Below are 18,635 nucleotides of genomic sequence, written 5' to 3' on the forward strand. Positions count from 1 at the left end.
CGCCGGGGGCCGATCACGGCATACTGGTCGCCAACACAGTCGGCGTTGAAGGAATCGGTATGCAGTTGGATCCCGCAAGCGGGTGGTGTCACGGGGTGCAGGTCTGCCCTTCGCCCAACTTCAATGAACGGCCGGCGGGCGAAGTCTCCCTGTTGGTCATCCACAACATCAGCCTGCCGCCGGCGCAATTCGCCACCGGCAAGGTGCAGGAATTTTTCCAGAATCGTCTGGATGTCACGGAACATCCCTACTTTGCGGGGATCGCCGACCTGCGCGTGTCTGCGCATTTTCTGATCGAACGTGACGGCAAGGTCACCCAGTTTGTCTCCTGTCTCGAGCGTGCCTGGCATGCCGGTGTTTCGGTGTTCGAAGGACGGGAAACCTGTAACGATTTTTCGCTGGGCATCGAGCTGGAAGGCACTGATGATCTGCCGTTCACCGATGCACAGTACCAGGCGTTGACCGTGCTGACCCGGCAGATACAGGCGGCGTTCCCGGCAATCACCGTCGAGCGCATCTGCGGGCACAGCGACATCGCCCCCGGACGCAAGACCGACCCCGGACCCGCATTCGACTGGGCACGCTACCGCGCCGCCCTGGCACAAGAGGAAGGACAATGAGTTTTCTGGTGTTACTGCTGGCGGTCTGGATCGAGAAGTTCTCGGCCCTGCGCCAACGGGTTCAACGCGATGGCGGATGGATCCGCGAACTGCACAAGCTTGAAACCGGCGGGCTGGCCAAACAGCCGTGGCTGGTGCTGACAGTCCTGGTGTTGTTGCCGGTGGCACTGCTGGGATTGCTGCTGGTGGTGCTGGACCCGGTAGCCTACGGTCTGCTGGCCTTACCGGTGCATTTGCTGGTGGTGATTTACAGCCTGGGGCGGGGTGATCTGCTCGGCGAACTCGGGCCGTTTCGCGACGCCTGGCGCCGTGAGGATCTGCAGGCCGCCGCCCACGTGGCCAAGCGTGATCTGAACATTTGCGCCGAAAGCGGCGAACAATTGCTGGAGCAAGTGCAACGGCATCTGTTGTGGCAGGCCTACCAGAGTTTCTTTGCGGTGATTTTCTGGTACTTCCTGCTCGGCCCGGTCGCGGCGCTGAGCTATCGCTTGCTGGCGCTGGCGGAAGAAAACGCCCAGAACCCGGCGGTGGCTGAGCGTGCCGGGCAACTGCGTCATGCCTTCGACTGGGTGCCGGTGCGCCTGCTGGCGGCGAGTCTTGCGCTGGTCGGCAATTTCGTCGCGGTCAGCCGGGTGATGCTGCATGAGCTGCTGAACTGGAACATCAGCGCCGCCCAACTGATCGACAAGGTCGGGCTGGCTGCCGGGGAAATCCCGCCGGCCGCCGTCGGTCCCGAAGGCATCAACACCCTCGACTGCCTGTGGGAACTGCTGCTGCGGGCGGCGGTGCTGTGGTATGCCGGCTTTGCCCTGTGGACGGTACTCGCGTAGGCCTTTCCCCTGACGAGGGGGGCAATCCCCCTCGTTAACCTTAAGTTACAAAACCTCCCTTCGATTTGAGCTATACAGAGATGGCGCCCGATAGTGGCTATCTGCTGTCGCCCCGCGCCTGCCAATAAAAACAAGAAAAAACCAAGGGAGACTTCCAGTGAAGAGCTTGCTCTATCCCGCCGTCTCGCTGATGAACCGCTTGAGCTTCGGCATGAAGTTCAGCCTGATCAGCGTGCTGTTCCTGGTGCCAATGCTGGTGACCAATTTCTATCTGGTGCGTGATTCCTATCGCGAATTCCAGGGCACCCGGGTGGAGCTGCAGAGCCTCGACCTGCTGGGCAGCAGCCTGACACTGCGCCGGGATCTGGAAACCCTCAACAATCTGGTGCAGATCAACGTCACCCTCGGCCAGTCTGGCAAGGCCGGCAATGTCGAGGCGCAGATCACCAGCCTTGAGCAAAACGTCCTGGCGCGCCTGCAAGGGTTGACGCCCATGACCGAGGATCCGGAGCAGATCAAGTTCTTCGAGACCAAGCGCGATGAAATGATCGCCGCTTTCAAGGCCCAGCAAGCGGAAAACTCCCTGCAAAGCAAAAGTGCGCTGATAGGCAAACTGCTGGGTAATGCGCAGATTTTCAGCCAGATCGTGGCCAGTCAGGCCGGGTTGAGCCGTGACAACCAGAGCGACATACGCCAGCTCAGCGAGCTGATCACCGCGATCACGCCGGCCGTCACCCAGGCCTTGGGCGAAGGTCGGGCGATGGGCTCGTATTCCTTGGGCCAGGGCTTTCTCAACAGCTCGTCGAGCACTCGCTTCGACGAGCTGCTGGTGCAGATCGAAAAACTTCAGGCCGAATATGGCCTGAAATTGCAGGACGCACTGGGTTCGAGCAAAGCCGCCCGTGATTCCCTGAGCGCACCGGCCGATGCCAGCAAGGCGACGCTGAAACAGGCCAGTACACTGATCGAAGAACAAGTGGTGATGGCCGAAACGCTCGATGCCCCATGGCAGGCGTTCTATGACCAGGTCACCGGGCTGATGAACCAGACCTATCAGCTCAACGATGCCACCCTGAAATTCCTCGACACCCAGTTGCAGCAGCGTCTGGGGCAAAACCGCACGCACATGGTGCTGCAAGCCGTGGCGCTGTCGGTGGTGTTCGTGCTGATTTTCTATCTCTACGGCGGCTTCTACGCCTCGACCCGCGCCACCCTGAAAAACCTCGGCGCCATGATGGATAAAGTCGCGGCAGGCGACATGACGGTGAATTTCCGCGCCAACAGCCGCGATGAACTTGGCGAGTTGGGCGAGGTGTTCAACGGTACGGTGCGCAAAATCCATGACCTGATCGAACGGGTCGGCCACACCGTTGGCGAGGTCGAGCGACAGGCAGGGCAAGTGGAAAACGTTTCGGCGCAAAGCAATCAGGCGGTCGCCGGGCAACGCACGCAGATCGAGCAAGTAGCCACCGCAATGAACCAGATGTCGGCGACGTCGCTGGAGGTGGCACGCAGTGCGGCGGCAGCGGTCAGCAGCGCCCACAGCGTGAACGACGAAACCATTAGCGGTCGCGGTCTGGTGGAATCGCAGCAGGGCAGCATCGCGGCACTGGCGAGCGAAATCGATCAGTCGGTACTGGTGATCAACCAGTTGGCCAGCGACAGCCAGTCGATCAGCCGCGTTCTGGAAGTGATCAAGAGCATCGCCGAACAGACCAACCTGCTGGCGCTCAACGCCGCGATCGAGGCTGCGCGGGCTGGCGAACAGGGACGCGGTTTTGCCGTGGTCGCTGACGAAGTCCGGACGCTGGCCAAACGCACACAGCAATCGACCGAAGAAATCGAGCAGATGATCGCCAAGCTCCACGGCGGCGTCGGCGCGGCAGTGAAGGCCATGGGCGTCAGCCATCAGATGGCCAACGGCACGGTTGGGCAGTCGGAAAAAGTCCAGCAGGCGCTGGAAAACATCCTCGGCGCTGTCGGCATGATCGTCGACCAGAACCAGCAGATCGCCGCCGCCGTCGAGCAGCAGACCGCCGTGGCCCACGACATAGACCAGAACATCGTCGAGATCAACCGTGCCGGCGAGCGCACCGCAGAAGGTGCGCATCAGACTGAAGATGCCAGTCGCGCGTTGTCGGCGCAGGTGGTCGAGTTGAAGCAGTTGATCAGCGCGTTCCGGGTTTGAATGGACCTGCCTCCCGTGAGGCAGGTTTTTTCGGAATGGTTTGTAGTACTTTTTTGCTTACATCTGTAAGCAAAATCCTGTTTTCCTCCGGGCGCTGGTTTTTCGTCTTCAATGAACCAAGCTCAGTTCTTTGACCACTTGGAGGAGATGCACATGTCTGTCGCAACCCTGGGCGTCCAGGGCCATTGCGCCCACTGCCAGACCACGCTGGTGCTCAAGCCCTGGCAGCTGAATGCCATTTCCATCCACGAAGCATTCACTTGTACGCATTGCCAGAAAAGCCTGGAGCTGCGCTGCCCGAAGCAGATCAAACGCTTCCGTTCGCTCGATTCACTTGGCCTGCTGCGCGCCAGTGCACTGGTGACCGTGTGCACCGCGTTGCTGGTGGCCTTGGTGATGGAATGGGTAGGGCTGCTCAGCGTTACCGAGCAGTTGAACGCGTCGCTGATTGCGATTTTCGTGTACTTCGCGGTGATTCGTTACGCCCGGCAGCGCCAGCACCTGACCCTGATTCTCGAGGCGGCCAAGGCCCACGGCAACTGATTACCAGCCGAACACCTCGCAACTGTTGGCGGTACTGGCGGCGGCGAGCTCTTGCGCACTGATGTTCATCAAAGCGGCCAGTGAGTCGCAGATCGCCGGCAGATGCGCCGGCGTATTGCGAATGCCGGGGTACATGGCGGGCGCCATGTCCGGGGAGTCGGTTTCCAGCACCACCGAGCCCAGTGGTAAATCCGCCAGTACACGATGCATGCGCAATGCCTGCGGCCAGGTCGGTGCACCACCGAGGCCGAGTTTGAAACCGAGCTTGATGTATTCCCGCGCTTCTTCACGGCTGCCGGCGAAGGCGTGAATGATGCCGGCGCGCTTGAGCTTGAAGCGCTTGAGGGTGGCAATCACCGCCGCATGACTGCGCCGCACATGAATCAACGCCGGTAACTCGAAATCCGCCGCCAGTTGAAGTTGTGCCTCGAAAAGCGCTTGCTGGCGTTTACGGTCAAGGGTTTCGATGAAGTAATCCAGGCCGATTTCGCCGACAGCACACAGCTGCCGATGACCTTTAAGCCGAGTCAGCCAGTCGCCCAGTGCCAGCAAATCTTCAGGGCGATGCTGATCGAGATAGACCGGGTGCAATCCGAACGCCGCGTACAGATCGGCGTCGCTTTGCACCAGATCCCACACCCGCTGCCAGTTCCCCTCGTAGACCCCGAGCACCACCATTCGCCGGACCCCGAGGGCGCGGCTTTCGCTCAGCAACGCCGCGCGGTCGTCGTCGAAGTCGGGGAAGTCCAGATGGGTGTGGCTGTCGATCAGCTCCACGGCTCAGTCCCGGTGAATACGCTGCTTGAAGGTACGGGCAATGGCCTGCACGCCAGGCTGGTAATCCGATTGCTCGACCGCCGCCAGCGCCAGTTCCAGCGCCTTGTCGGCGATCAACTGGTGCTGCTGGGCCATGGCGTTGACTGGCAGCGGCAGGAAGTCGAGCAACTGGGTGTCGCCAAACGTTCCGAGGCGCAGCGGGCGGTTTTTCAGCGGGAAGTCATGCAGCGCGTCGAACACACCCTGCAACAGCACGTAGGAAGTGGTCACCAGTGCGTCCGGCAAATGCCCGAGACGTTGCAGGAGTTCCTCCATCAACTGTTTGCCGCACTCGCGGCTGAAGGACTCGGCGTGCTCGATCAGCACTTCGCCCTTGAAGCCGGCGAGGGCCTGTTTGAACCCGGCAGCACGTTCCTGGCTGATGCTCAGTTCCGGGCGCGCGCCCAGCAGCACGATCTGTTTCGGCTGCGGGTCGAGCAGGCTTTCGGTCAGGTGCAAGCTGGCTTCGCGGTCATCGCTGACCACCGAACAGAAGTGTTCGGCATCCATCACCCGGTCGATGGCAATGATCGGCAGCCCCTTGGCCTGCAACTGACGATAACTGTCGTCACCGGCCGGCAGGCAGCTGGCGACAATCAATGCATCGCAGCGTCGGGCACGGAACAGTTGCAGTAACTGCCGCTCGCTGTCCGGTGCATCGTCGGAGCTGGCGATCAGCAGCTGATAACCCCGCGCACGGGCGCCTTGCTCCAGCAGTTTGGCGATCCGCGCGTAACTGGGGTTTTCCAGATCCGGCAGGATAAAACCCAGGGTCCGGGTGTGCCGACTGCGCAGCCCGGCCGCCTGTGGATTGGGGGTAAAGCCGTGCAGATCGACCACCGCCCGCACTCGCTCGACGGTCGCGGTGCTGATGCGCTGCTGTTCGGCCTTGCCGTTGATGACGTAGCTGGCGGTGGTCACGGACACTCCGGCCAACCGCGCGATATCACTGAGTTTCAACCCGGGATTTCCTTGTTTTTTCGAGCTTGCCGCGACATTTTCGCCAATCCTACCCGATTCAGGCAGGCGACTATTGTCGCAGCGCATCCGACAAGTTGGACTTCAAGGATGGGACATTATCGAGTAACGTGCCGATCAATCTAGATTAAACGTTTCAGCAAGCGTATTTTCTACGTTTTAGACGCCTTTGGCCGGTTCTGCCGTGAAACCGCCAAAACTGCCTCCTGAAAAGGATGGCCCACAGCGCCTAAGCTGCAACCATTCAAAACAATACCTGGCGCACCACCGCGCCAAAAAGGAGATCGCATGCTCGAGCTCACTGTAGAGCAGATATCCATGGGCCAGTCGGCTGTGGATAAACCCGCCGCTTTGCAATTGCTGGCCAGTCATCTGGTCGCCGATGGTCTGGTCGCCGACGGATACCTCGCCGGCCTGCAGGCCCGGGAGGCTCAGGGCTCGACCTTCCTCGGCCAAGGCATTGCGATCCCCCACGGCACGCCCGAAACCCGCGATCAGGTGTTCGCCACCGGCGTGCGCCTGATGCAGTTTCCCGACGGTGTGGACTGGGGTGATGGCCAGATCGTTTATCTGGCCATCGGCATCGCCGCCAAATCCGACGAACACCTGCGCCTGTTGCAACTGCTGACCCGCGCCCTCGGCGAGACCGATCTGGGCCAGGCCCTGCGCCGCGCCAGTTCGCCCGAAGCGCTGCTGAAACTGCTGCAAGGCGCGCCGCAGGAGCTGGCGCTCGATGCGCAGATGATCGGCCTCGGTGTGTCCGCCGACGATTTCGAAGAACTGGTCTGGCGCGGTGCACGTCTGCTGCGCCAGGCCGATTGCGTGAGCAACGGTTTTGCCGGCGTGTTGCAGCAAGTCGAAGCGCTGCCGCTGGGCGATGGCCTCTGGTGGCTGCACAGCGAGCAGACCGTGAAGCGCCCGGGCCTGGCGTTCGTCACGCCGGACAAGCCAATGCGCTACCTCGGCCAGCCGCTCAGCGGTCTGTTCTGTCTGGCCAGCCTCGGTGAAGCGCATCAGGCGTTGCTCGAGCGGTTGTGCGCGTTGCTGATCGAAGGTCGCGGCCATGAACTGGGCCGCGCCACCAGCAGCCGCAAAGTCCTCGAAGTGCTCGGCGGCGAGTTGCCGGCCGACTGGCCGAGTGCGCGTATCGCACTGGCCAACGCCCATGGCTTGCACGCGCGGCCGGCGAAGATTCTCGCGCAACTGGCGAAAAGTTTTGACGGCGAAATCCGTGTGCGCATCGTCGACGGTCAGGACAGCGCAGTATCGGTGAAGAGCCTGAGCAAACTGCTGAGCCTCGGCGCCCGTCGCGGGCAGGTGCTGGAAATCATCGCTGAACCGAGCATCGCCGCCGATGCGTTACCGGCATTGTTGGCTGCCATTGAAGAGGGCCTCGGCGAAGAAGTCGAGCCGCTGCCAGCCGTCAGTCAGCAGCGTGAAGTGATCGCCGACATCGCCGAAGTCCTGAGCGCCCCGGCTTCCGGCAGCCTGCTGCAAGCGATCCCTGCCGCCCCCGGCATCGCCATCGGCCCGGCGCACATTCAGGTCCAGCAAGCCATCGATTACCCGTTGCGTGGCGAGTCCGCCGCCATCGAGCGCGAGCGTCTGAAAAACTCGCTGGCTGACGTGCGCCAGGACATTCAGGGCCTGATCGAACGCAGCAAGGCCAAGGCGATCCGCGAGATTTTCATCACCCACCAGGAAATGCTCGACGATCCGGAACTCACCGACGAAGTCGACACTCGCCTCAAGCAGGGCGAAAGCGCTGAAGCAGCCTGGATGGCCGTGATCGAGGCCGCCGCTAAACAACAGGAATCGTTGCAGGACGCGTTGCTCGCCGAACGTGCCGCCGATCTGCGCGACATCGGCCGCCGGGTGCTGGCGCAACTGTGCGGCGTGCAGACGCCCGCCGAGCCTGAGCAACCGTACATTCTGGTAATGGACGAAGTCGGTCCGTCCGACGTGGCGCGTCTGGATCCGGCACGGGTCGCAGGGATTCTCACCGCCCGTGGTGGCGCCACCGCTCACAGCGCCATCGTGGCCCGCGCATTGGGGATTCCGGCGCTGGTCGGTGCGGGCGCTGCGGTGTTGCTGCTGAAGCCGGGCACGCCGTTGCTGCTCGACGGCCAGCGCGGGCGCCTGCATGTGGACGCGGATGCCGCGACCCTGCTACGCGCCAGCGAGGAACGCGACACCCGCGAACAACGCTTGAAAGCCGCCGCCGAACAACGTCATCAACCGGCGCACACCACCGACGGCCACGCCGTGGAAGTGTTCGCCAACATCGGCGAAAGCGCCGGTGTGATCAGCGCGGTGGAGCAGGGCGCCGAAGGCATCGGTCTGTTGCGCACCGAACTGATTTTCATGGCTCATCCACAGGCACCGGACGAGGCGACGCAGGAAGCCGAATACCGTCGCGTGCTCGATGGCCTCGCCGGTCGACCTCTGGTGGTGCGCACCCTCGATGTCGGCGGCGACAAACCGCTGCCGTATTGGCCGATTGCCAAGGAAGAAAACCCGTTCCTTGGCGTGCGCGGGATTCGCCTGACCTTGCAGCGTCCGCAGATCATGGAAGCGCAATTGCGCGCCTTGCTGCGTTCGGCAGACAACCGTCCGCTGCGGATCATGTTCCCGATGGTCGGCAGCGTCGACGAGTGGCGTCAGGCCCGCGACATGACCGAACGCCTGCGCCTGGAAATCCCGGTAGCCGATCTGCAACTGGGGATCATGATCGAAGTGCCGTCCGCCGCGCTGCTGGCGCCAGTGTTGGCCAAAGAGGTGGACTTCTTCAGCGTCGGCACCAACGACCTGACCCAGTACACGCTGGCCATCGACCGTGGTCATCCAACCCTGTCCGCCCAGGCGGACGGCCTGCACCCGGCGGTGCTGCAACTGATCGACATCACCGTGCGCGCGGCCCATGCCCATGGCAAATGGGTCGGTGTGTGCGGCGAGCTGGCGGCGGATCCGCTGGCGGTGCCGGTGCTGGTCGGCCTCGGTGTGGATGAACTGAGCGTCTCCGGGCGCAGCATCGCCGAGGTCAAGGCACGCATCCGCGAACTCAGCCTGACCCAGGTTAAAACCCTTGCTCAACAAGCCCTGGCCGTGGGCAGCGCCAACGAAGTGCGCGCATTAGTGGAGGCCCTGTAATGGCCAAGATTCTCACCCTGACCCTCAACCCGGCGCTGGACCTCACGGTGCAGTTGCCACGTCTGGAGGCCGGTCAGGTCAACCGCAGCGACGAGATGCACACCCACGCCGCCGGCAAGGGCGTGAACGTTGCGCAAGTGCTGGCCGACCTCGGTCATCAACTGACGGTCAGCGGCTTTCTCGGCGAAGACAATCTGCAGTCGTTCGAAACCCTGTTCGCCAAGCGCGGTTTCACCGATGCGTTTATCCGGGTGCCCGGCGAGACCCGCAGCAACATCAAGGTCGCGGAACAGGACGGACGCATCACCGACATCAACGGCCCTGGGCCGGTGGTCGGCGTGGTGGCGCAACAGGCGTTGCTGGATCGTCTGGTGCAGATCGCGCCGGGACATGACGCGGTGGTGGTCGCCGGCAGTTTGCCGCGCGGAGTCAGTGCGCAGTGGTTGCGCGAACTGGTCGAGCGCTTGAAAACGCTGGGGCTGAAAGTCGCCCTGGACACCAGTGGCGATGCCTTGCGCGCGGCGCTCAAGGCCGGCCCGTGGCTGATCAAACCGAATACCGAAGAGCTGGCCGATGCGCTGGGCTGTGAAGTGGTGTCCCACGCGTCTCAGGCCGAAGCGGCCAGTCGGCTGCACGCTCAGGGCATCGAGCATGTGGTGATCTCCCACGGTGCCGACGGTGTGAACTGGTTCAGCGTCGGCTCGGCGCTGCATGCGACGCCGCCGAAGGTCAGCGTCGCCAGCACGGTCGGTGCCGGCGATTCGTTGCTGGCTGGCATGCTTCACGGTCTGCTCAGCGCCGACACGCCGGAACAAACCCTGCGCACCGCCACGGCGATTGCGGCGCAGGCGGTGACCCAGATCGGATTCGGTATTCACGATGCCGCGCAACTGGCGCAGCTCGAACAGGGCGTGCGCGTGCGCCCCCTGACAGAACAATAAGAGGGTTTGTCATGAAGTTAGCCATTGTCACGGCCTGCCCGAACGGCATGGTCACCAGTGTGCTGTGCGCCCGGCTGCTGGATGCCGCGGCCCAGCGTCAGGGCTGGAGCACCAGCGTCGAAGTGGTGGATGCCGCGCACCCGGAACGCGAGTTGTCGGCGGCCACCATCGAGGCCGCCGAGTGGGTGTTGCTGGTGGCCACAGGATCTGTGGACATGACCCGGTTCATCGGCAAGAAAGTCTTTCGGATCGCGCCGGCGCAAGCCCTGCAGGATGTTGAAGACGTGCTGCGGCGTGGCGCCGTCGAGGCTGAGGTTTACGTCGCTGACGAAGCGCCGCCCGTGGTTGCCAGCGCGCAAGCGCCGCGACTGGTTGCGGTCACCGCCTGCCCGACCGGCGTCGCCCACACCTTCATGGCCGCCGAAGCCTTGCAGCAAGCCGCCAAGCGTCTGGGCTTTGATCTGCAAGTCGAAACCCAGGGCTCGGTCGGCGCGCGAAATCCGCTGAGCGCGGCAGCCATCGCCGAGGCTGACGTGGTGCTGCTGGCGGCTGACATTGAAGTCGCCACCGAGCGTTTCGCCGGCAAGAAAATCTACCGCTGCAGCACCGGCATTGCGTTGAAGCAATCCGAAGCCACGCTGAAAAAAGCCCTGGCCGAAGGCAAGCAGGAAAGTGCTGCGAGCGACGGCAAGGCCCCGGCCAAACAGGAGAAAAGCGGCGTCTACAAACACCTGCTGACCGGCGTTTCTTTCATGCTGCCGATGGTGGTGGCGGGCGGTCTGATGATCGCCTTGTCGTTCGTGTTCGGCATCACCGCGTTCAAGGAAGAGGGCACGCTGGCGGCGGCGCTGATGCAGATCGGTGGCGAGACCGCGTTCAAATTGATGGTGCCGCTGCTGGCCGGTTACATCGCCTGGTCGATTGCCGACCGTCCCGGACTCGCACCGGGCATGATCGGCGGTTTGCTGGCGAGCACCTTGGGCGCCGGCTTCATCGGCGGGATCGTTGCCGGATTTATCGCAGGCTATGCGGCCAAGGCGATCAGTCGGTATGTGGCGCTGCCGCAAAGTCTGGAAGCGCTGAAGCCGATTCTGATCATCCCGTTGTTCGCCAGCCTGTTCACCGGACTGGTGATGATTTACGTGGTTGGCAAACCGGTGGCCGGGATGCTCGCGGCGCTGACGCATTTCCTCGACAGCATGGGCACCACCAACGCGATCCTGCTCGGTGTGCTGCTGGGCGGCATGATGTGCGTCGACCTCGGCGGGCCGATCAACAAGGCTGCCTATGCGTTCTCGGTGGGGCTGCTGGCCTCGCAGAGTTATGCACCGATGGCCGCGACCATGGCCGCCGGCATGGTGCCGCCGATCGGTCTGGGCATCGCCACTTTCATCGCCCGTCGCAAGTTCGCCCAGACCGAGCGCGAAGCCGGTAAAGCGGCGCTGGTGCTGGGACTTTGCTTTATCTCTGAAGGGGCGATTCCGTTTGCTGCGAAAGACCCGTTGCGGGTGATCCCGGCAAGCATTGCCGGCGGTGCGCTGACCGGTGCGCTGTCGATGTACTTCGGCTGCAAGCTGATGGCACCGCACGGTGGGCTGTTCGTGCTGGCGATTCCGAATGCGATCAACCATGCGCTGCTGTATCTGCTGGCAATCGTCGCGGGCAGCCTGCTGACGGCGGTGGTGTATGCGCTGGTCAAGCGGCCGGAGGCCGTGGAACTGGCGCTGGAGCCAGCGAAGGCCTGAGGTGTCACACCCCTTTCATCTAGCGGTGCTTAAGTTTTCCTTTTTTCAGGGAGAACACCATGAGCGATTTCAATCCCGGTCGCCGGCGCGTGATGCAAGCCGTCGGCGCCGGACTGCTGATGCCGGGGCTGGCGCCGGCCGTGATCGCCTCGGTCAAGGATCGACCGCAGCTCACTGACGGCGTGCAATCCGGCGACCTGCAGGGCGACCGCGCGATGATCTGGAGCCGCGCCGACCGCCCGGCGCAGATGGTGGTGGAGTGGGACACCCGCAGTCAGTTTCGCCATCCGCGCCGGGTCGTCTCGGCGCTGGCCGATGCCCGCAGCGATTTCACCGCCCGCGTCGAACTCACCGGGCTGCCCGCCGATCAGGCGATTTTCTATCGCGTGTATTTCAAGGACGCTCGCACCGGCGTCGCCAGTGAACCGTGGCTCGGTCACTTGCGCAGTGCACCGACCGCGCGGCGCAATATCCGCTTTGTCTGGAGCGGCGACACCGTCGGTCAGGGCTTTGGCATCAACCCCGATATCGGCGGCATGCGCATCTATGAAGCCATGCGCATGCGCCTGCCGGACTTCTTTATCCACAGCGGCGACACCATCTACGCCGACGGCCCGGTGCCGGCTCAACTGACCACGGAAGGTGGCCGGATCTGGCGCAACCTCACCACCGAAGCCAAGAGCAAGGTCGCGCAAACCCTCGACGATTATCGCGGCAATTACCGCTACAACCTGATGGACGAAAACGTCCGTCGCTTCAACGCCGAAGTGCCGCAGATCTGGCAGTGGGACGACCATGAAGTGGTCAACAACTGGTCGCCGGGCAAACAGCTCGACGAGCGCTATCAGGAAAAAAATATCCACACCCTGGTCGGCCGCGCGCGTCAGGCCTGGCTCGAATATTCGCCAATGCGTTTGCAGGCAGCCGATGGTGGCGGGCGGATCTATCGCAAGCTGAGTTACGGACCGATGCTCGATGTGTTCGTGCTCGACATGCGCAGTTATCGCGGGGCCAACGACGACAATCTAGGGGCGGAAAAACCGTTCCTCGGACGCGAGCAACTGAACTGGCTCAAGCGTGGATTGAAGGCCTCGAAAGCCCAGTGGAAAGTCATCGCCGCCGACATGCCGATCGGCCTTGGCGTGCCGGACGGTGAAGTCAGTCCCGGTGTGCCGCGTTGGGAAGCCGTGGCCAACGGCGACCCTGGCCCGGCGCAGGGGCGTGAGCTGGAAGTTGCGGAATTGCTTGGATTCCTGCGGAAACATCAGGTGCGCAATTTCGTGTTCCTGACGGCGGACGTGCATTACTGCGCGGCGCACCACTATCACCCGGATCGCGCGGCGTTCCAGGATTTCGAACCGTTCTGGGAGTTCGTCGCAGGGCCGTTGAACGCCGGCAGTTTCGGCCCCAATCCGCTGGACAAGACCTTTGGCCCACAAGTGGTGTTCGAGAAGGCGCCGGCGGTACAGAACGCCTCGCCGTTTGCCGGATTTCAGTTTTTCGGTGAGGTGAACATTGACGGGCAGAGCGGGGAGATGAGCGTGGTGTTGCGGGATCTGGAGGGTGTTGTGGTGTTCGAACAGAAGTTGCAGCCAGTCTGAATGCGGTGCTGATCCTGTGGGAGCAAGCTTGCTCCCACAGTTACCCAAGGTGAATCAGTAAACGTCCCGGCGGTAGCGACCCTGCTCGATCAGGCGTTCGACTTCGGCGGCGCCCAGCACTTCATTCAGCACCTGATCCACACCGGATGCCATGCCTTGAAGGCTGCCGCAGATGTAGATCACTGCACCGTCCTCCAGCCATTTCTTCAACTCGCCGGACGATTCGCGCAGGCGATCCTGCACGTAAATCTTCTCGGCCTGATCCCGCGAGAACGCCAGATCGAGGCGTTCCAGATCGCCATTGATCAACCACTCTTCCAGCTCTGCGCGGCAGAGGAAATCGTGCTCGCGATTGCGCTCGCCGAACAGCAGCCAGTGACGCTGTTGGTTGTCCGCGATCCGTGCCTTGAGCAAGCTGCGCAGGCCGGCGAGGCCGGTGCCGTTGCCCAGCAGGATCATTGGCACCGGTGCGTTCGGCAGATGGAAACCGCTGTTGCGGCGTACCCGCAGGCTGATGCTGCCGCCGACCGGAGCATGCTCGGTCAGCCAGCCGGAACCGATGCCGAGGCTGCCGTCGGCATGCTGTTCCTGGCGCACGATCAGTTCCAGCACACCGTCGGCGGCAATCGAGGCGATCGAGTATTCGCGCATCGCCAGCGGCACCATCGCATCAACCAGCGCCTGAGCGTGCAGGCCCACCAGATGGGCGCGGTGCTCGGGCAATTGGCGGGTGGCGAGGGCAATTTCCAGTGACTCTTCCAGGCCGTTGACCTTGACGCTGGTCTCGCCGCGGATGCCGAGACCGTCGAGGAAATGCTCGATTGCCCACGGGCAGTTGCGCGGCAGCACTTCCACCAGATCGCCGGCCAGCCAGCTGCGGGAGGTCGGCGCGGTCAGGCCGAGCAGGAAGACCGGAGAGCCGCTGCTGTCCGGGTTCATCAGGTCGCGGCGCACCAGCGTCCAGTTCTCGTAGCTCGGTGCCTGCCAGGTGTCGACCGGCGCTTGCCCGGTGATCAGACCGAGCTGTGTCTGCCAGTGACGCAGGGCATAAGGATCGCCGCTGTCGACTTCCACCGGGGCGAACAGGGTCTTGCCGCCGTGTTCGCCCAGCCATTGATGCAGGCGTCGGGCGAAACCGCAGAAGTGCTGATACTGACGGTCGCCGAGACCGAGGACGGCGTAGTTGAGGCTGTCGAGGGTCGAGGCGTTTTTCAATACCTTGCGCTCGAAACCGCGAGCGCTGTCCGGCGCTTCGCCGTCACCAAAGGTGCTGACCACGAACAGCGCGTTGTTCGATTCGCGCAGATCCTGCTCGCTGACATTCGCCAGCGGCTGCACCTTCACCGGCAACCCTGCCGCCTGCAACTGGCCGGCGGTCTGCCACGCCAGTTGCTCGGCAAAACCGCTCTGGCTGGCGAAACCGATCAGCCACGCCGGTGTATCGCCGGCCGGTTGGTCGAGACCTTTGCGCGCATCCTTGATCTGCTTTTTCTTGCGTCGGCGATCCAGGTACAGCAGCCAGCCGGTGATGAAGAACAGCGGCATCAACACCGCCGCGACGGTGACGATGATCCGCCCGACCAGGCCGAAATAACTGCCGACGTGCAGCGCGTAAATGCTCGTCAGCAATTGCGCTTTGAAGCTCTTGTCGGCGTAGCGATCCACGCGTTTGACGACGCCGGTGGCCGGGTCGAGGGTGATCTGGTTCAGCGCGCGGTCATGGGGCGAGCTGTCGAGCAGATAGAACACGGTCGCCGGTTGGCCGGCCACTGGCGGCATGCGGATATTGTAGGAGGCGAGGCCCGGACCTGCGGCGCTGTAGATGCTGACCCACATCGCGGCGTAATCGGCGGTCGGCGCCGGACCTTCGGGGGCCGGGCCACGACCGCCGCGCACGCGCTCGTTTTGCGGCGCATCCGACAGCAATTTGGTCAGGCCCTTGTTGTACCACTCGTAGGACCAGGACAGTCCGGTCAGTGCCAGCAGCAGGTAAACCAGCATGCACCAGGTGCCGAACACCGAGTGCAGATCCCAGTTGAAGCTGCGGCCCTTTTTCTTCCAGTCGAGGGTCAGCCACACGCGCCAGCTGTTCCACTGGCGCGGCCAGCGCAGGTACAGGCCGGACAGGCAGAAGAACAGCAGCATCAGGGTGCAGGCGCCGGTGATGTTGCGGCCGGTATCGCCCATGGCGAGGAACCGGTGCAGTTGCAGCATCAGGCCGAAGAAGTCCTGGCCGGTAGCGTCGCCCTTGAACTCGGCGGTGTAGGGATCGAAGTAACGCATCTCACCGCGGCGCTCGCCTTTGGGCGGGGTGAACCAGACGCGTCCGGCGCTGCCGCTTTCGGTCTCGACCGAGAGCATCGAGACTTTCTTGCCCGAGGCCGCTTCGATCTGCGCCACCAGATCGGCGGGCGGGAGGACGCCGGCGACCTGTTTCTCCACCTGCAACACCGATGGGTTGAGGGCTTTCAGGATCTCGTCCTGAAACGAATAGGCAGCGCCGGTGATGCCCATCAGGGCCAGCACCAGCCCGGCAGTGATGCCAAAAAACCAGTGCAACTGGAACAGGGTTTTCTTCAACACGTCGCTTGCCTTGTCCGTTCGGAAATTGTGTTCACGGCGTGCATTATGCCGTGGCTTATCGAGAAACGTTCTTTATTACGCACAAAAGCCCCGCTCAAATGAATGAACGGGGCTCGGTACTTCCCGCTTCGATCAGAAGTGGAAGTTGGTGCTCAGCAATGCCGTACGGCCCGCCGCCTGGTTGGCGAAGTGAGTCGAGAAGGCCTTGTCGTAGTAGGTTTCGTTGGTCAGGTTCTGCACGTTCAGTTGCAGGTCGACGTTCTTGCTCAGCTTGTACGCCGCCATCGCGTCGTAGCGAACGTAGGAATCGACCATGGTGGTGTTGGCCACACTGCCGAACACGTCATCCACGTAGAACGCACCGCCACCGATGGTCAGCTTCGGCGTGACCTGGTAAGTGGTCCACAGGCTGGCGCTGTTTTTCGGCGTGTTAGGCAGCTCGTTACCGTTGTTGGCCTTGTTGGCCGGCAGGTCACCACCGTCAACCTGTTCGCTGTCCATGTAGGCGTAACCGGCGAACACTTGCCACTTGTCGGTGATCTTGCCGCTGGCGGACAACTCGATACCTTGTACACGCGTCTTGCCGGCGTTTTCGTACGAGGTGGTATCAACCTGGACACGCGCGTTTTCTTTCTCGGTGCGGAAGATGTCTGCGGTCAGCGACAGGCGATCGTTCAGCAGATCCCACTTGGTACCGATTTCGTAGTTCTTGGTGGTTTCCGGCTCCATGTCGCTCTTGAGCAGGTTGCCGTTGCGATCCGGTGTGCCGCCCAGCGGGTTGCCTTCCATGCCTTCGCCCAGGGTGTTGCCCGGCGGTGTGGCGGAGGTGGCGTAGGACGCATAGATGCTGCCGTTCTCTGCCGGTTTGTAGACGATGCCGAACTGACCGGTGACGAACTCGCTGGTGTCCGAACCCTTGGAGGTGGTGCGGCCAGCGTTGTTGTAAGTGTTGTAGCCGGTTTCGAAGTGGTCGTAACGCAGGCCCATGTTCACCAGCCATTGCTGGGACAGCTCCAGGGTGTCGAACACATACAGCGCGTAAGTATCGGACTGGGTGTCGGTGCCGGCGTAGTTGCGCGAAATGGCGCCGTTCCACGGATCGTTCGGGTTCGGGTTCGACAGCGAGGTGCAGTTGTAACCGCTGGCGGCGCCGATCAGGCCCGGGTTGCAGTTGGTAGTCGCGGCCGAAGTGCGCGGCGTGGTGTCGGTGTTGACGTTGTACGAGGATTTGCTGCTTTCCTCACGGGTGTATTCGACCCCGGTGGAGAAGCTGTTCTTGAAGCCGGCGAGGTAGAAGTTGCCAAACAGATCGGTCTGGTTGGTGGTGGTCTCGGTGTTGCTCACGCGAGTGTTCGCACGACGCCAGACGCTGCCGTTGTTCACGTTGCCCTTGCTGTCGTCCGGCTGGGTCAGGATGTAATCCTGCATGCTGGTGCCGTGACGCAGGGTGTTCTTGAGGGTCAGCGAATCGCTCAGGTCATGCTCGATGGCGAAGGTCGCGGTGTCGGTGCGGCCTTTGCGGAAGTCGCGGTCCAGACCGTAGAAATTGCTGTGATCGCCACCGGCATACGGCTTGTCCGGGTTGGACTTGGTACGCGCCGCCGAACCACCGGCCGGAATGGTGTAAGGAATGCCCGAGTCCGGCGTGTCGTTGCTTTCGAGATGGTAGTAGTCGAGGTTGACGCGGGTGTCGGTGCCGAGGCCGAAGGCCAGGGACGGCGCGATGCCCCAGCGGTCGTAGTCGACTTTGTCGCGACCGGCGACGTTGCTCTCGTGGCTCATCAGGTTCAGACGGCCGGCAGCGGTGTCGCTGAACTGGTAGTTGCCATCCATCGTGTAACGCTGGGTCTGGTCGGAGCCCCAGGTGAAGCCACCGTCGAACGAGTTGCCCAGGTGCGCTTTCTTGCTCACCAGGTTGATGCTGCCGCCAGCCGCGCCGCGACCGCCAATGGCGGAGTTCGGGCCCTTGCTGACTTCGATGTTTTCTACGGCGAAGATCTCGCGGCTCTGGGAACCGGTGTCGCGCACGCCGTCGAGGTAGGTGTCGCCCTGGGCGTCGAAACCGCGGATGAACGGGCGGTCGCCCTGCGGGTTGCCGCCTTCACCGGCACCGAAAGTGATGCCCGGTACGGTGCGCAGCGCGTCCTGCATGTTCATGGCGCCGGTGTCTTTCAGGACTTGTTGCGGAATTACGGTGACCGAGCGCGGGGTATCGACCAGCGGCGCGGTGTACTTGGGCGAGGAGGCTTTCTCGACTTGATAGGACGTCGAGTCCTGGGCTTCGCCGGTGATGGCGGTGGCGTCCAGGGCGATGGCATTGCCGGTGGCTTTGCTATCGGTTTTTTCGGCGGCGAACACCATGTGGCCTGCGGAGCCGGCGGTGATTGCCACGCCGATGGCGGAAGCGAGCAGACGTGGTGAACTGACCGGTAATTGTGCTGGTTGACGTGCCATTTTTATTCCCCTCCCCAAGGATTTGAGGCGGCGGAATATAGGGTAAACAGGTATTCGTATCAATTGCGAAACATTGTTATTCGCACTGAATTTACATTCTTTACAATTTAACCTTACGGTTTTTGCCAGTTCATTCGTCTAGCGGGTTTTACACAGCCAATAAGAATCAATACCATTGCCGCCTCT

12 protein-coding genes are annotated in these 18,635 nt (G+C 62.5%); 8 read left to right on the forward strand and 4 right to left on the reverse strand.

Annotated elements, in window-relative coordinates:
- Nucleotides 1-59: 59 nt before the first annotated feature.
- The 4 genes from ampD to QR290_RS05325 all read left to right on the forward strand — a co-directional run bounded on the left by ampD (nt 60) and on the right by QR290_RS05325 (nt 4,181).
- The gene (ampD, locus tag QR290_RS05310) at nt 60-620 is read left to right on the forward strand and encodes a 1,6-anhydro-N-acetylmuramyl-L-alanine amidase AmpD (RefSeq protein ID WP_085698399.1); all 561 of its coding nucleotides are present in this window, start codon (nt 60-62) and stop codon (nt 618-620) included.
- Nucleotides 617-1,450 carry a regulatory signaling modulator protein AmpE gene (gene ampE, locus QR290_RS05315; protein ID WP_115076513.1) on the forward strand — a complete coding sequence of 278 codons (834 nt, stop codon included), beginning with the start codon at nt 617-619 and terminating at the stop codon, nt 1,448-1,450. Before ampD ends, ampE begins: the two co-directional genes overlap by 4 nt.
- 157 nt (nt 1,451-1,607) lie before the next feature.
- On the forward strand, nt 1,608-3,638 hold the full coding sequence (locus QR290_RS05320; protein ID WP_289204492.1) for a methyl-accepting chemotaxis protein: 2,031 nt from the start codon (nt 1,608-1,610) through the stop codon (nt 3,636-3,638).
- Between the two features lie 153 nt (nt 3,639-3,791).
- On the forward strand, nt 3,792-4,181 hold the full coding sequence (locus tag QR290_RS05325) for a hypothetical protein (RefSeq protein ID WP_115076515.1): 390 nt from the start codon (nt 3,792-3,794) through the stop codon (nt 4,179-4,181).
- Here the strand turns inward: QR290_RS05325 and QR290_RS05330 are convergent, their stop codons facing one another.
- Nucleotides 4,182-4,958 carry a TatD family hydrolase gene (locus QR290_RS05330; RefSeq protein ID WP_289204493.1) on the reverse strand — a complete coding sequence of 259 codons (777 nt, stop codon included), beginning with the start codon at nt 4,956-4,958 and terminating at the stop codon, nt 4,182-4,184.
- Between the two features lie 3 nt (nt 4,959-4,961).
- Nucleotides 4,962-5,957 (reverse strand): catabolite repressor/activator, encoded by a 996-nt coding sequence (cra, locus tag QR290_RS05335; RefSeq protein ID WP_074691885.1) that lies wholly within the window; start codon nt 5,955-5,957, stop codon nt 4,962-4,964.
- A gap of 306 nt (nt 5,958-6,263) precedes the next feature.
- On the opposite strand from cra, the gene ptsP reads away from it, so the two are divergent.
- Genes ptsP through QR290_RS05355 form a run of 4 tightly spaced genes read left to right on the forward strand, consistent with a single transcriptional unit; the run spans nt 6,264 to nt 13,412 of the window.
- Nucleotides 6,264-9,125 carry a phosphoenolpyruvate--protein phosphotransferase gene (gene ptsP / locus QR290_RS05340; protein WP_289204494.1) on the forward strand — a complete coding sequence of 954 codons (2,862 nt, stop codon included), beginning with the start codon at nt 6,264-6,266 and terminating at the stop codon, nt 9,123-9,125.
- Entirely contained in the window at nt 9,125-10,066 is a 942-nt protein-coding gene (gene pfkB / locus QR290_RS05345; RefSeq protein WP_289204495.1) for a 1-phosphofructokinase, read from the forward strand. Before ptsP ends, pfkB begins: the two co-directional genes overlap by 1 nt.
- A gap of 11 nt (nt 10,067-10,077) precedes the next feature.
- Nucleotides 10,078-11,811, forward strand: coding sequence for a PTS fructose-like transporter subunit IIB (locus tag QR290_RS05350; RefSeq protein WP_289204496.1), 1,734 nt, complete (start codon nt 10,078-10,080; stop codon nt 11,809-11,811).
- A 59-nt stretch (nt 11,812-11,870) separates the two neighbouring features.
- Nucleotides 11,871-13,412: an alkaline phosphatase D family protein gene (locus QR290_RS05355; protein WP_289204497.1), complete on the forward strand. Its 1,542-nt coding sequence runs from the start codon at nt 11,871-11,873 to the stop codon at nt 13,410-13,412.
- Nucleotides 13,413-13,466: 54 nt separating this feature from the next.
- On the opposite strand, the gene QR290_RS05360 is transcribed toward QR290_RS05355, so the two are convergent.
- Together QR290_RS05360 and QR290_RS05365 are read right to left on the reverse strand one after the other, a co-directional pair.
- A complete protein-coding gene (locus tag QR290_RS05360) occupies nt 13,467-15,995 on the reverse strand; it encodes a sulfite reductase flavoprotein subunit alpha (protein WP_289204498.1) in 2,529 nt (842 codons plus the stop codon).
- A gap of 132 nt (nt 15,996-16,127) precedes the next feature.
- Complete coding sequence (locus QR290_RS05365; protein ID WP_289204499.1) at nt 16,128-18,449, reverse strand: TonB-dependent receptor; 2,322 nt, start codon at nt 18,447-18,449, stop codon at nt 16,128-16,130.
- Between the last annotated feature and the right edge of the window lie 186 nt (nt 18,450-18,635).

Source organism: Pseudomonas fluorescens (assembly GCF_030344995.1).
Classification (GTDB): Bacteria; Pseudomonadota; Gammaproteobacteria; order Pseudomonadales; family Pseudomonadaceae; genus Aquipseudomonas; species Aquipseudomonas fluorescens_BF.

What these genes read in the sequence shown, in the direction of transcription:
- ampD (WP_085698399.1), top strand. Translation starts at nt 60, where the DNA reads ATGCAGTTGGATCCCGCAAGCGGGTGGTGTCACGGGGTGCAGGTCTGC.
- ampE (WP_115076513.1), top strand. Translation starts at nt 617, where the DNA reads ATGAGTTTTCTGGTGTTACTGCTGGCGGTCTGGATCGAGAAGTTCTCG.
- QR290_RS05325 (WP_115076515.1), top strand. Translation starts at nt 3,792, where the DNA reads ATGTCTGTCGCAACCCTGGGCGTCCAGGGCCATTGCGCCCACTGCCAG.
- ptsP (WP_289204494.1), top strand. Translation starts at nt 6,264, where the DNA reads ATGCTCGAGCTCACTGTAGAGCAGATATCCATGGGCCAGTCGGCTGTG.
- pfkB (WP_289204495.1), top strand. Translation starts at nt 9,125, where the DNA reads ATGGCCAAGATTCTCACCCTGACCCTCAACCCGGCGCTGGACCTCACG.
- QR290_RS05350 (WP_289204496.1), top strand. Translation starts at nt 10,078, where the DNA reads ATGAAGTTAGCCATTGTCACGGCCTGCCCGAACGGCATGGTCACCAGT.
- QR290_RS05355 (WP_289204497.1), top strand. Translation starts at nt 11,871, where the DNA reads ATGAGCGATTTCAATCCCGGTCGCCGGCGCGTGATGCAAGCCGTCGGC.
- QR290_RS05365 (WP_289204499.1), bottom strand. Translation starts at nt 18,449, where the DNA reads ATGGCACGTCAACCAGCACAATTACCGGTCAGTTCACCACGTCTGCTC.